This window comes from Arthrobacter sp. KN11-1C, from assembly GCF_052180225.1.
Lineage (GTDB): Bacteria > Actinomycetota > Actinomycetes > Actinomycetales > Micrococcaceae > Arthrobacter.
Genome location: NZ_CP197467.1, coordinates 2,340,515 through 2,353,639, shown reverse-complemented (window position 1 = coordinate 2,353,639; position 13,125 = coordinate 2,340,515). Strand labels below are relative to the sequence as shown.

Sequence of the window (13,125 nt, the reverse complement as noted above, 5' to 3'; positions counted from 1 at the left end):
CGTGGTCCGGATTATCCTCTCCATCGCCGGGGACGGCTAGCAGAATTCAGTTCCAGAAGGTGTCGAGCTCCGCGGCGAGGCGGCGGCCCTGATCCCGGCCGGCGTGAGCTGCGGGAGCACGCGACCCAGGATCCAGCGGATTGGCGCCGATTGCCTTCAGTGACGCGGCGTCGGCATTGATCATGCAGACGCGGGCAGGATCAAGGGCACGCAATTGTTCCTCTGAAACTGCGACGCCGAAGGCTGACTCCGCCGGCGAGGGAACGAGGATGAGGACTTGCTCTGCTCCAGCGGCAAGGTCCGCGTTGGCCAACGACCTCGCGCCGCCATCCATGTAGAGGTGCCCTTCGATTTCGACCGGCGGCCAGACTCCGGGAACAGCGCAGCTTGCGGCCACGGCATCCACCAGGTTCACGCCCGACGCGTTGTCGAAGACCCGGAGCTCGCCGGTGTCCGTATCTACGGCAGGGATGAGGAGCGGCCAATCCGACCACTTGTGCGTCGTCAAACGTCCTTCGATGACGTCGCGCCGCACGGCCGCTGGTGGGGTGTCCGCTTCCTTGGCGAATGCGCCCAACCGTTGCCGTGCTTGCTCAGGCGACGCCGCGCCTTGTGTTGCGTCCGACATCAGGCCGCCCAACCGGGCCAAGTCGATGGCAACGTTCAGCTCTGCGGTCGCCGCCGTGACCTGCCGGTCGAAAAGCTCCTGGAGTTTGTTTCCGCTCGCGATCTGGGCCGCGACCGTTGACCCTGCAGAGGTTCCAAGCAAAGTGGTGGAGTGCGTCAGGAGGCGCTGGACCATGCCGGGCGCTGAGTCCTGGAGGCCGAGGAGGAAGCCGGTCTCCCAGGCGATTCCGGCGACGCCGCCACCGGCGAGTACCAGGGTGCTTTTCGTTGAAATCATGCGTTCTCCTCATCCCTGGCGGTAGCAAGTTTCGACCGGACCCGCACGAGAGGTGCGTCCGGATTCTGCGGCTGGGGGATAGCGGTGAGAGCGAACTGGTCGATAACCCCGGGCCTGAAGACGAGGCACTCTGTGGAGCCGCCGAACTGGAAGTACCCCAATTCGTCGCCCTTGTTCACATGGTGGCCCGGGACGATCTCGGGATCGATGACGCAGGACGAGACCTCGACCATGCCCACGGGGATCACCGCCATGAGACCGATGACGGGGTCGTCGGCCTGGATCAGGATGATCGCGCGTGCCGCGACATGGGCCAGGTATGACTGCGAGAGAGTCGCCTCCACGGCGTCGGCTCCTTCGGAGTCCGCTTCGGAGAAGTACGTACCGTCCTTGAGGTACGCCCGCACGACCGTTCCGGCGACGGGGGCGTGCCACCGGTGATAGTTCAGTGCGCTCAGGAACGCCTGGTACACCGTTCCGCCGACAAAGTGGTCCACCGATTCATCCCGGGCGAGCAGGTCCTCGAGTGAGTAGGGCTGGTTCTTGACCCAGAACCGGCTCTGGCGTTGAACGTCGGAGCTTATCTTGTAGGGGGTCGATTCGCAGGCGCTGACGATGATTTTGTCGTCTTCGGGTGCAGCGACGGGTCTGGAATCGGAGGTGAGCCGGCGGGTGAAGAAATCATTCCACGACGTGAAGCCCCAGTGCTCGGCGAGGGGATCGTGTTCATAGTCGTCCATCCCGACAACCTGCCGCGCTCTCTCCGACATCCAGCCGGACGCCGAGTCGTTCAGCACGTACAGCGAGTCCTCGCTGCTCAGGAACTCGCACCAGGCATTCAGTATCTTGCGGAACATGGCGACGATCCGAGGATCGCGATGGGCAGCGAACCCGGCCTCGGTTCCCATGGTCCAGTCAAGGATCGCCGTCAACGGCGTCGTGACCATGCCGCCTTCGCTGAACTCCGGGGCGGTCGTCAGGACCTCGTTGATCAGCCGGAGCATCTGGTCAACGCTTGTCAGGTGCCGTTTGCGGTAGGGCTTCGACTTGGGAACCTGCTCGATCATCTCTGTCATGTAGAGGCGGACAACCGGATCGCCGGAGATAAGCTCCTTGAACTCCGCGATCACGGGATGCAGAGGAGCATCGTCGCCCCGGGCCTCCGCCCGTTCCCGGTGGCCGGCAATCCATTCCTCAAGCTCGTCCTGTCGCTCGGGCAGCCAGCCACCCGGTCGACGGACACGGTCGGATGAAGCGTTGATAGTCATAGTGGCGAGCCTACGCGCCCCCGACCGGGGCAGTCGATGGAAAAGCGCCGGAGAAGCGACCCGGCGGTCCGGACGGCAGGAGTGGCAGAATTGTCAGATGGCTCACCCTGAATGGCCCAAGCTTCGCGCCGATGAGTGGACCGCAACCAGGGAGACAGTGCACATGTGGACCCAGATTGTGGGAAAAATCCGTATGGCGCACGCCCCGATGTTGAACCACTGGTGGCAGGTAACGTTGTACGTCACGCCGCGCGGACTCACGACATCAACGATCCCGTACGACGGCGGTGCGTACGACGTCGAATTCGATTTCCTTGACCACCGGCTCCACATACGTGCCAGCGACGGAACGTCAGCATCCGTCGTCCTCGAGGCCAAATCGGTGGCCGAATTCCACTCCGAGGTCTTCGAAGCCTTGGGCAGGCTCGGTATCGAGGCGACCATCCGCGGCATTCCGAACGAGGTGGACCTGGCTATACCCTTTGCTGAGGACTATCAGCATGCTTCGTATGACCCGGAGGCTATTCGGTTGTTCTGGGGGCAATTAGTCCAGTCGGACCGGGTTTTGAATGAATTCAGGTCCCGATTCAGGGGCAAGGCCAGTCCCGTCCATTTCTTCTGGGGAGGCATGGACTTGGCACACTCCCGCTTCTCCGGGCGGGCCGCGCCTATTCATCCCGGTGGTGTGCCGAACTGCGCCGACTGGGTCATGGTGGAGGGTTATTCCCACGAGCTCAGCAGCTGTGGGTTTTGGCCCGGGGGAGGAGACGAAGGAGCCTTCTATGCATACTCTTATCCTGAGCCGGCCGGTTACGCCGAATATGTCAACGATGCCGATGGTGCCTTCTATAGCAGCGATGGCCGGTTGTACCTCCTCCCGTACGAGAACGTCCGCACGGCGGCGGACCCCGACAAGATGCTGTTGCGGTTCCTGCAATCCACCTACGAGGCGGCGGCGGAAACGGGACAGTGGGACCGTGCCGCGCTGGAAGTGGATCCGGCCCGTTGGCGGCGCTGACGACGATGCCGATATTCCTTCGGCGCGGAATGGCCGTGGGCGTAAAGTAGTGGGTGGTCTAGAGGCACTCCAATGCGAGGGAAAGCCGCAATGAATGCAAATCAAGGAATCGACGTTTCGATTCCACCCAGCGGGCCGGGTTGTGTTGAATGCGAGGCCAACAGTGGCTGGTGGCTGCACCTCCGACGATGCGCCCAGTGCGGGCACATCGGCTGCTGCGACAACTCGCCGGGGCAACACGCCACAGCCCATGCGCGATCCAGCGGCCACCCGGTCATCCGCAGCTTCGAACCGGGCGAGGACTGGTTCTTCAACTATCCAGACTCGGCATTTTTCGCCGGTCCGGAGCTTGAACCACCGGCACATCATCCCCTCGATCAAAGCGTTCCTGGCCCGGCCTCACGCGTCCCGACTGACTGGGAACAGCGGCTGCACTGACGGGAGTGCGCTGCCGATGGGCACCGTACGATCACTGCCGGGGAAACGCAGGATTTGCGCAGGACTTGCCCAGTACTTTCCCGCTGAGGTGAAATCCGCTCTGGCTGCCGCCACAGCCGGGGCAAAATGGGCCCTGTACGGTTTTCCATGAATGTTTGTCGGGGGCTTCCGTTGGAACGAGAAAAAGAACGGGGCGCAATCGCGGTTCTCGTGGCGCTGCTTTTGGTCGTGCTGCTTGGGTTCGCAGCGATCGCCGTCGACGAAGGCATGCTCTATAGCCAGAAGGCCCAGATGCAGAACGGCGCCGATGCAGCTGCATTGGCCATCGCACAAGACTGCGCCAAACGGGGGACCACACTTTGCATGCCCGCCGCCCCCGGGACCGCCCTCCAGCTCGCGCAAGCCAACTCGAACAGCGGCATGGCGGACGCGCCCGCACCATCGTTTCCATCGCCCGGGACTGTCGTGGTGAGCACGGCCGCGAGGGACGCACAAGGGAGCGGAGTGCAGCTCTTGTTTGCCAGGGTTTTCGGTATCTCACGTGCCGACGTCGCGGCCTCCTCCACCGCGAAGTGGGGGTCGCCGTCCGGACTGACCACTGCCCTTCCCGTGGCATTCTCCGAATGCCAGTTCGACCTCTCCGGTACGTTGCAGCTGCTGATCCTTCATGGGTCCAGCACATGTGTCAGTGACAGCCCGTCCGGACAGGTCATTCCCGGCGGTTTCGGCTGGCTGACGCCGGACAACTCCAATGTCTGCGGATCAACGGTGACCATCGCCAACCCGGCAGTTTCGTCAAAGAGCGGCGATAGCATGCCAAACCAGCAGCTGTGTAAGGCGGCGTTCACGGCCTTGGAAGGCCAGACTGTCCTCCTGCCGGTTTTCGACAGCATCGATGCGAGCGGGAATTTCCACATCAAGGGCTTCGCCGCATTCCAGGTTCTCGGATTCAACTTCCCGTCCCTGTCCTGGAACAACTCCGGCACGCCTGGCTGCAAAGGCTCGTGCACCGGTGTCATCGGCAAATTCGTAAAATTCGTCTCACTCGCCAACCTTCCCTTTGGCGGCGTTGATCTTGGTGCGGAGACGGTCAAGCTCGGATTGTAGGAGTTCAGGCCAAAAGCTGTGCGACCAGCTCATCGCTCGTCAGGATGGCGTGGGCATAAGTGGGCCCGTTGATGGCGTGAGCGGAGTGCATGGCTTCGGGGCTGAATGCCGAGGTCGCGTCGGTGACCAAGGTGACGTGGTAGCCGAGTTCCATGCCGAAGCGACCGGTCGCCTCGAGGCAGGTATTGGCGACCATGCCGATCAGGACGATACGGCGGATGCCGTGTTGGGTGACCTGCAGGTTGAGGTCTGTGTTGGCAAAACCGCTTGATCCCCAGTGCTCGTGGATGACGATTTCGCCCGGCATGGGTTGGAAGTCGTCGTGGAATGTTCCGCCCCAGCTGTCTTTGGCGAAGACCTGGGCCTTGGCCGAGCCGAGCTGGTAGGGCGTTGGATTGTCGAAGGCGACGTAGTCGCCGGGCACCCAGCGGTGATGGGGCACGAAAATGACTTTGTAGTCCCGGGCTCGCGCGGTCGAAACCACCGCCTGTAGATGATCGAGCAGCCGCACCTCTTCGGCGATCGCCTTCACCCGGGGCCACAGTTTGCCGCCCTCGCTGAGGAAATCGTTGTAGGGGTCCACCAACAGAATCGCTGTGCTTGAAGGGTCGTAGCTCATAGGGCGATCTCTCTTTCGTTCGCGCCTTGCGGCTCGGTTGCTGGTTGAATGGCCGTCAGGCCCCGCCATGGTATGAAAAGATCAGGGGTCCCTGCCATACCTTTCTCTCGACCGGAACTCCTTCATTATCGCTGCGGGCTGTTTCGTCGTCGCCGCGATTGAGGAATATTCCTGCCCCAACCCATGAAATACCGCAGCATCGCAGCGCCTTTGCTCTTGCCCCTGATTACGTTCGGCATCTACGCCCTGGTCTGGAGCGTCAAGACCAAAAACGAGATGAACAAGTCAGGAACGGCCATCCCGTCGGCTTGGCTGCTCATTGTGCCGATCGCCAACATCGTCTGGCTATGGAAGTATTCAGTCGGCGTGGAGACGTTCACCCGCAAGGGCCTGGACCGTCACGCAGCCTTTTGGCTGATGCTCCTTCTCGGAGCGATCGGCTCGGCTATCGTTCAGAGGATCTTCAACAAAACCATTGAAGCCCACACAGCGCCGGTGCCCGTAGCTGCCTAGCCCACCAAAAAGAACCGCTGTCCCGATGCGGGGCGGCGGTTCTTTTGGTTCCCGTCGGCGTGGCGCCGCACGATTGTCGCATTCTGCTCAATCATTCGAATGGACAAATTCCGGGCCCGCGGAATCAAGGGACCGGCAACTTCGGCGAAGGGAGTGATCCAGCAGAATCCGACGATGTCCATAGATCGTCGAACCGAACGGGCTGGGGGATGACTGGTTTCTAGGACGCGTCGGTGATGTCGGCCAGAAACCAGTCCGGGGAGCGCGGATTCCGCTGCAGATGGAAAGTACGCAATGCGGAGTCGGAGTTGCGGCGGACCTGTAGCCGCCAGTGTTCAACGGATGCGGGGTCTTCGCTGTCGTTGGCGTCCGGGTCGCTGCCTTCCGGCCAACGTCCGCGCCCGAACCAGTGCGCGGCGTCGGCGTCGGGATCCACGGCCAAGATGCTGCCGTCATAGCGGACGGCCAACGGGATGCCATCGGGGCTGAAGCGGACGGCGATCTCTTCTAGCGTGTGTATGGCCTCGGCAGTGAGTGTCATTTGTGTGTTCTTCCCGGGTTGTGCGCCGTTGTCATGCGGGCTTCGCGAGGGCTGACTTGGTTGTGTACGCACTCTTTTAATCGTCTGAGTCCACGGAAAAGGTACGCCCTCGGCAAAAGTGTTTACCCGAATCTCTGGTGGCCGGATGTCTACTGCACACCGACAGGCAAGAACAGGGCAGATAATAATGCCAAGCGAACCGTCGCAGGACCCAATCCGGGAGGCGATGAAATGATTTCCGAGATCATTCTCCGTTTGGTGGCAGAGCTGATCCAGGGATGGTTCGATTTGCGCCCGGCGCCTCGCCAGCGTGTCTTAAGGGCTCTGGATCTGTCCAGGCAGCCTGTCCTGTCCCTAGAACAGAGGGAGTTCGGGCGGAGGTGGCTCACCTACGGCTTGGCACATGTTGCGGACCTCGGGCTTGAATCCCAAGCCGGGGAGATTCAGAAGGCGCTGAGGCGTGTTGCATCCTTCCCTTGGGAAACCAGGGAGTAGGCACTGGTTTCCCCGTCGAACCAGCCGTTTAGAACACGGGCCGCCAGGTCTCGACGGCGTCATAGCTGACTGCCACGATTTCGCGCCAGCGGTCGAACAGCGAGCAGGGGTGGGAGATGCCCAGGTCCACGATGTCGCCGACCTGCAGGCCTTCGGCATCGTCAACGATGGCGTGGTGGTCGAAGAGACGGGTCAGCGTGGCGCCTGCACCGGCAGGCAGGAGGACCCCGTCGCGGTACCGGGAGACGATGACCGGCAGGCCGGCGTCGTACGCCAACTCGCGCTTGCCCGCGTTCAGGACCACACGCCCGGCCTCCGGGGCGGAGATGACCAACGCCCGAACCACCGCCGCGGCGGTGAGGCCGGGCACTGGCGAGACGCTCTGGTAGGTGCCGTGGTCGTGCACTACGTAGCAGCCAGAACGCAGGACGTTGACGGAGGCGTTCTGCGGCAGGAAAGCAGCCGCACGGTCCTGGAACGCCGAGCCGCCGTTGGTGAAGACCGGCAGCTCCACTTCGAAAGCGGCGTGCAGTTCATCGAAGATGTCGCGGGCCAAGCGGCAGTGCGAATCGATCCCGGCCAGGTTCTCATCGGTCCGGGTGTTCGGCGCCACGCCCTCGTAGGCGCTGACGCCGGCCAGCAGCAGCCCGCTTGCCGCGCGAATCTCGGCGGCAAGCGGCCCGGCTTCGGCCGCGGTGCGGATCCCGGTGCGGCCGCCGGGGGTTCCGACGTCGATCAGCACTTTCAAGGGCTGCGGCGAGTCCTCGAACACCTCGGCCATCGCCCGGACGCCCGCCGTCGAATCGGCCAGGCAGTAGATTTCCAGTTCCGGCGAGGCGGCCAGCCAGGCACGCAACTGCTCAAGGTGGCCGCGGAACAGCATCTCGTTCGCGATCAGGATCCGGGTGGCACCCCACTCGATGGCCTGCGCGGCCTGCGCGGTTGTCGCCACGGTCACGCCCCAGGAGCCGGGCAGCTGCCGGCGGACAATCTCACCCGTCATGGTGGTCTTGATGTGCGGGGCCAGCACCATGCCGTGCTCATGTGTCCAGGCCTCTTTGATGCCGATATTGCGCTCGACGGCGGCAACGTCCAGGAGCATCTGCGGCAAAGTGTGGAGGGGGAGGGCTGGATCAAGGTGCGGCATACGGTTCTTTCAGGATCGATCGGGGAGCGGGCTTCCCGGAAATCCTATCCGGGTTCAGTAACTAGAGAACCCTCGACGGATGGCGGCAAATGACAAGTAGCGGCCACTCGGGCGGTTGCCCGGTGGAGTGAGTATGGTCTTCCACGTGTCAGACCGTTCAGGTGCATCGCCGCGTGGAGGGCTGCCACGAGTTGAGTCCAGGCCATAGGAGGTCACATCATGTCCGTCATCATTTCGACCAAGATTTCCGGTGACACGAGCGTTTTCGCCAAATCGCTTGAGGAGCGCGCCGACGAATACCGCCAATGGGGCGAGCGCGGCCGGGCGGCAGGTGCTATTCACCATCAGTTCGCGCTGGGGGACGGGTTTGTCCTCGTCGTCGATGAATGGGAATCGACGGAGGCATTCCATAAATTCTTCGGGGACTCCGAGATTCAGGCGTTCATCGCTTCGGCCGGAGGCGACCCGGGCGTGGCCCCGGAAATCACAATGGGGGAGTCCGTCGACTCCGCAGACAAGTACTAGCCGACTCCCTGTATGTCGGTTACCGTCACTGTCCAGACTGTCCTCCCTCGCACGCTGGCCGCCGTCCGGCGCGAGGTTGCGCCGGGCGAAGTGGGTTCGGCATGGGGCCCTGCGGTGGGCCTTGTCTGGGACTTCATTCGCCGCCAGCCGGGCCTGTGGACGGACGGCCACAACATCTTCGTCTACCACCACCCGAACCAGCCCGGCGCGCTCCTTCTGTGCGACTTCGGCGTCGAAGTCACCCGCACCTTCGACACGGTGGGCGAGGTGTACGCGAGCGCAACGCCGGGAGGCGAAGCTGCCGTAGCAGTCCACCATGGGCCGTACCACCGGATGAATGAGGCGTACAAGGCGATCGAGGAGTGGATGACCGCGAATCATCGGGAGTCTGCCGGGCACTCGTGGGAGATCTACGGAGATCCGACCCCCGACCCGGCCGACACCGAAACGACGATCGTGCACTTGCTGAAGTAGCACCGACCGTTGGCGCGTCTGGAACGCGTCACCGGGGCCACAATTCGTCGATCAGCCGGTGAACCTGATCCGGCTGCTCGATGTGGGCGAAGTGGCCGCACCGCGGAAAAGTCGCCAAGCGGGTTTGGGGGACCAGAACAGCCAACCGCGCCAGGTCGGACTCTGGCGTGAACACATCCCTGTCGCCGCGGATCGCCAGGACGGGACAGAGGATGCTTCGCCACCGGCCGAAATCGTAGTGGGCGGCGGCCTTGGCGGCAGCGGAAAAGCTGGCGGGCCGGGCATCGTCGCCGAGCTCCCTGAACACCGCCGGGGCAATGGCTGCGGGATCTGCGAAGAACGGGGACATCAGCGGTCGCATCAGGGGTGTGGTGGCGATGGTACGGACCACAGCCGTCCCTGCCGCGCCGAGGGCCGCCATGGAGCGCATGGCCAGGAGCATGCCGGTGAACGCCGGGAATCTGTAGAGGCCCCGGAGTGGCGCGCCGCAGGCGTCGGACACGCTGAATGTGGTGGCCGAAATGGCGGCTACGCCGGCGGTCTGCTCCGGCCATGCCGCGGCCATGTGTAAAGCCAGGAAGCCTCCCATGGAGTGGCCCACCAGATTCCACCGTTTGTAGCCGAGCGCAGTCAGTACCCCGACGACGGCCCGTGCCATCGCCTCGATGCTGAATTGTCCACGCCGCGCGCCTGCCGTTGATTCGCCCCAGCCCGGCAGGTCGATCAAAACCCGGTCATGGTCCGCTCCCTTGGAAAGCAGTGACTGGAAAGTAGTCCATGACCCCGCGGCGCCGTGAAGGTAGACCTCCGGTGTGCCGGATTCGGCCCACGGTCCTTGGGGGCCCTGCTGAACGCGCACCGTGCAGGGCCCCAGCTCGGTGGGAAAGACATGCCGCCGCAGCGTGGGGGCGTTTTGCTGTTGAAGACTCATGGTCACCTTCGCTCTTGCTCGTTGACAGTGGTTCGTAGCCACGGAGGTACTGGACTGGATCCACTTCGACGAGCTGGTCCGGGATATGCCGGGAGCTTGGTGGTCAGGGGGTGAGCGGACCTCGCAGGACGCCGACCGCAAGGGCCTTGTCCCCTTCGATGGACGCTGATTCTGCGAGGTTGGAGCGGCCCCAGAGACCCAGGTACATCCCGCCCGGTGTCGAGGAAATCGAAGCTTTGGCTTCTCCTTCGCCGATTTTCCAGCTGCCGGCCCCGGCTACCTCGAAGGTTACCGCGCCTTCTGGCTGGGGCATCCGTCCCAGCCGAAGCTGGCGCGGGGTGAACATTGTGAGGATCTCGTCAATGCCGTCGACCAGGAAATCGGCTGGGAAAGCGGGGTCCGCCAAGCCCGACGCTTGGCAGGCGTCGATGAAGTGCACGGCGTGTTCATGCGCCTGGCGTCGACGCCAGAACCCGGCCGTGCGCGGGGGAGGGCCGAAGTTCCAGCACGGTTCTTCCGGATCGAGCGCCGACATCGTCCCGAGAAAAGCGTCCGCGCCCTCGAGGAACCACGCTACGGCGCCGGTGGCCGGTGGTGCCGGTTCCTCGGCAACCTTGCCCGAAAGGACTATTTCGGCCGCCCAGCGTTCAATGGAACCCAGATGCCCGAAGAGATCCTTGAGGTTCCAGCCGGGACAAGCCGGCACAGGACGAGTCAGAACGTCCTCGGGCTGGCGTGCCAAGACGCTAAGACGGTCCAGGGCGCTGATCAACTCGGGAAGATAGAGATCCGGCGGCATGTCTCGAGCATAACGGGCGATGCGGAGGAGTCTTTCCGAGCCGGCCCGGTGCCAGGACCGCTCAGTTCCTGGCTACAGCGTGATGCCAAGGTCTTTGATCCGTTCAGTGGCACCAAGGATGGCCGCTGGAAGCTCCGCCGGTGGTACCGGGTGCGAGAAGAGGTAGCCCTGAAGGGAGTGGCAGCCGAGCCGGAGCAGGTGCCGCGCCTGTTCCGGGGTTTCGACACCCTCTGCGGTGATGCGGTGTCCGAGATGGTGGGCCATCACCGCCATCGAGGCCAGGATGGGCAGGTCCTCCTCTCCGGTGTGAATGACGGAGACGAACGAGCGGTCGATTTTGAGAATGTCGACCGGAACTTCCTGGAGGCGACCAAGGGAGGAATAGCCGGTGCCGAAATCATCCAGGGCAACCCGGATGCCTTCACCGCGCAGCAGCGTCAGCTGGGCGGTGATGTGGGGTGCGGGGTCGAGGAAGACGCTTTCGGTGACCTCCAGGATCAGCTGGCTTCCCTGAATCCCGGCGGCGGACAAGGTTTCCAAGACGGTGCGGGCATAACCGGGTTCGCGCAGCTGGACGGCTGAAACATTCACGGCCACGGCACGGTTGCCGTCCTTCAGCAGCCAGGGCTGCAACTGGGCGCAGGTCTGGGTCAGCACTTCCTGCCCGATCGCGTTGATCAGTCCTGAGGCTTCGGCTGCTGGGATGAAGTCCGACGGCGGGGTGAGACCGTCCGGGCGCTCCCACCGGACAAGTGCCTCGACCTGGGTGACCGAGGCGGACGCAGCGTCAACAACAGGCTGGTAGTGAACGGTGATTTCTCCGTGTTCAACCGCGGTCCGAAGCCCGGTTTCCAAATCGGTGCGGGCAAGCAGGGCCGTCATCATGTCCGGATGGAAGCGCAGGCAACGGTTCTTGCCCGCCGCCTTGGCTTCGTACATTGCAATGTCCGCCCGCCGCATCAGATCCGGGGCATGAAGCACGTCGTCGGCGCTGATCAGACCGACGCTGACGCCGGGGCGGAGGTCGCGCCCGTGAAGGATGAAGGGGACGTTCAACGCGTCCACGAGGCGGGCTGCCACAGGTGCCGGGTCTGGAGTGGAGGTCAGGAGGATGACGAATTCGTCTCCACCGAGCCGGGCGACCGTATCGCCCGGGCCTACGCAGGGCAGCAACCGGCGCCCGACCTCGATGAGCATCTCGTCGCCAGCCTGATGGCCCAGGACATCGTTGACCTCCTTGAAATCATCCAGGTCGAGGAGCAGGACGTGGATCCCTCGACGGTCGCTCGATGCCAGCGCATATTCAAGCCGGTCCCGGAACAAGGCCCGGTTGGCCAGCCCCGTGAGGTGGTCCCGGAAGGCCAGAAGCTTGAGCTCTTCGGCTTGACGGGCAAGCTCCGCAAGCGCCGTCCTGGCTTGGTCTTGCGCCTGAGTCCGGGCGGTGATGTCGCGGAAGCTCCAGACCCGCCCGACAATGGATTCGGCTACTCTTTGGGGTCGCGAATACCGTTCAAAAGTGCGTCCGTCGCGGAAATGCAACAGATCCAGGCTCTCGGCCCCTGGATCGGCGTACAGGTCCTGGACTTTTGCCGCGAACGCTTCCTGGTCTGTGAGCTGGTCCAGGACGAAGGCCATGACTTTGCTGTCGTCGTGGGAATTGAGGAGATCCTTGCTGATTCCCCACATGTTGGCGAACCGTTCATTCGCGCCTGCGATCTTTCCGTCCGCGGTCACAACCAGTATTCCGTCGGCCGTGGATTCAAGCGTCGCGCTGACCAACGACAGCGCTTCACGCAGTGCAGCGTCACTGCGTTTGCGTTCACTCACGTCCCGGACTGTCGCCACGACGTTGTTCAGGGAAGCGGTCACCGGTGCGAGGTTGACCTCCATGGGAAACTCCGTGCCGTCACGCCGCAGACCAAATAGTTCCAGTCCCGCATTGGCCTGCCGCATCCGGGGATCGCCGCCGAAAACGTCCCATTGGCCTTCACTGCGTCCTTGGAGCCGACCCGGCAATAGCGTGCGGTAGTGCCGGCCCAGCAGCCACTCCCGACGATGCCCGAAAAGGCGTTCGGCTGCGGCATTGAAGAATCGGATAGCTCCGCCGGAATCGATCATCAGCAACGGGTCAGGCGATCCCTCGAGCAAATCACGGTATGAAAGAACGGGCGTGCTCGAAAAAGGCTCAGTCATTCCCCCGACCTCAACCGGAACCGCCGCAGCGCTCCGTATCGATGAACAAACATGCCGGCCAATTGGCCCTGCAGCTTCAGTCCGTGAATCATCCCTTATCGCGGTACCACAGGCAAGCATTAGTCCATCTGATGGATTACTCAGCCTGCACAT

General features: G+C 63.2%; 14 protein-coding genes. 6 read left to right on the top strand and 8 right to left on the bottom strand.

The window, feature by feature from the left end; all coding sequences use genetic code 11:
• Nucleotides 1-46: 46 nt before the first annotated feature.
• On the bottom strand, nucleotides 47-904 hold the full coding sequence (locus tag ACSBOX_RS11055; protein ID WP_442542482.1) for a patatin-like phospholipase family protein: 858 nt from the start codon (nucleotides 902-904) through the stop codon (nucleotides 47-49).
• Complete coding sequence (locus tag ACSBOX_RS11050) at nucleotides 901-2,172, bottom strand: phosphatidylserine decarboxylase family protein (RefSeq protein WP_442542481.1); 1,272 nt, start codon at nucleotides 2,170-2,172, stop codon at nucleotides 901-903. The genes ACSBOX_RS11055 and ACSBOX_RS11050 overlap by 4 nt, the downstream gene beginning before the upstream one ends.
• Before the next feature lie 97 nt (nucleotides 2,173-2,269).
• On the opposite strand from ACSBOX_RS11050, the gene ACSBOX_RS11045 reads away from it, so the two are divergent.
• The 3 genes from ACSBOX_RS11045 (at nucleotide 2,270) to ACSBOX_RS11035 (ending at nucleotide 4,735) form a co-directional block, all read left to right on the top strand.
• Nucleotides 2,270-3,190, top strand: coding sequence for a DUF5996 family protein (locus ACSBOX_RS11045; RefSeq protein ID WP_442542480.1), 921 nt, complete (start codon nucleotides 2,270-2,272; stop codon nucleotides 3,188-3,190).
• A gap of 90 nt (nucleotides 3,191-3,280) precedes the next feature.
• Complete coding sequence (locus ACSBOX_RS11040; protein WP_442542479.1) at nucleotides 3,281-3,628, top strand: UBP-type zinc finger domain-containing protein; 348 nt, start codon at nucleotides 3,281-3,283, stop codon at nucleotides 3,626-3,628.
• 171 nt (nucleotides 3,629-3,799) lie between these two features.
• Nucleotides 3,800-4,735 (top strand): pilus assembly protein TadG-related protein, encoded by a 936-nt coding sequence (locus ACSBOX_RS11035; RefSeq protein WP_442542478.1) that lies wholly within the window; start codon nucleotides 3,800-3,802, stop codon nucleotides 4,733-4,735.
• Between the two features lie 4 nt (nucleotides 4,736-4,739).
• On the opposite strand, the gene ACSBOX_RS11030 is transcribed toward ACSBOX_RS11035, so the two are convergent.
• Complete coding sequence (locus tag ACSBOX_RS11030; protein WP_442542477.1) at nucleotides 4,740-5,354, bottom strand: isochorismatase family cysteine hydrolase; 615 nt, start codon at nucleotides 5,352-5,354, stop codon at nucleotides 4,740-4,742.
• Between the two features lie 183 nt (nucleotides 5,355-5,537).
• Here ACSBOX_RS11030 and ACSBOX_RS11025 point away from each other — a divergent pair, with 183 nt between their 5' ends.
• On the top strand, nucleotides 5,538-5,867 hold the full coding sequence (locus tag ACSBOX_RS11025) for a DUF4234 domain-containing protein (protein WP_442542476.1): 330 nt from the start codon (nucleotides 5,538-5,540) through the stop codon (nucleotides 5,865-5,867).
• Nucleotides 5,868-6,087: 220 nt separating this feature from the next.
• On the opposite strand, the gene ACSBOX_RS11020 is transcribed toward ACSBOX_RS11025, so the two are convergent.
• Entirely contained in the window at nucleotides 6,088-6,408 is a 321-nt protein-coding gene (locus ACSBOX_RS11020; RefSeq protein WP_442542475.1) for a hypothetical protein, read from the bottom strand.
• 523 nt (nucleotides 6,409-6,931) lie between these two features.
• On the bottom strand, nucleotides 6,932-8,050 hold the full coding sequence (locus tag ACSBOX_RS11015; RefSeq protein WP_442542474.1) for an alanine racemase: 1,119 nt from the start codon (nucleotides 8,048-8,050) through the stop codon (nucleotides 6,932-6,934).
• A gap of 219 nt (nucleotides 8,051-8,269) precedes the next feature.
• Between ACSBOX_RS11015 and ACSBOX_RS11010 the strand changes: the two genes are divergently transcribed.
• Complete coding sequence (locus tag ACSBOX_RS11010) at nucleotides 8,270-8,575, top strand: hypothetical protein (RefSeq protein WP_442542473.1); 306 nt, start codon at nucleotides 8,270-8,272, stop codon at nucleotides 8,573-8,575.
• A gap of 12 nt (nucleotides 8,576-8,587) precedes the next feature.
• Complete coding sequence (locus ACSBOX_RS11005; protein ID WP_442542472.1) at nucleotides 8,588-9,049, top strand: GyrI-like domain-containing protein; 462 nt, start codon at nucleotides 8,588-8,590, stop codon at nucleotides 9,047-9,049.
• Between the two features lie 28 nt (nucleotides 9,050-9,077).
• Here ACSBOX_RS11005 and ACSBOX_RS11000 read toward each other — a convergent pair whose 3' ends face one another.
• The 3 genes from ACSBOX_RS11000 to ACSBOX_RS10990 all read right to left on the bottom strand — a co-directional run bounded on the left by ACSBOX_RS11000 (nucleotide 9,078) and on the right by ACSBOX_RS10990 (nucleotide 12,972).
• Nucleotides 9,078-9,980, bottom strand: a complete 903-nt coding sequence (locus ACSBOX_RS11000; protein ID WP_442542471.1) for an alpha/beta fold hydrolase — start codon at nucleotides 9,978-9,980, stop codon at nucleotides 9,078-9,080.
• A gap of 103 nt (nucleotides 9,981-10,083) precedes the next feature.
• Nucleotides 10,084-10,779 (bottom strand): maleylpyruvate isomerase family mycothiol-dependent enzyme, encoded by a 696-nt coding sequence (locus tag ACSBOX_RS10995; RefSeq protein WP_442542470.1) that lies wholly within the window; start codon nucleotides 10,777-10,779, stop codon nucleotides 10,084-10,086.
• 72 nt (nucleotides 10,780-10,851) lie between these two features.
• Nucleotides 10,852-12,972 (bottom strand): putative bifunctional diguanylate cyclase/phosphodiesterase, encoded by a 2,121-nt coding sequence (locus ACSBOX_RS10990; RefSeq protein WP_442542469.1) that lies wholly within the window; start codon nucleotides 12,970-12,972, stop codon nucleotides 10,852-10,854.
• Nucleotides 12,973-13,125 lie beyond the last annotated feature (153 nt).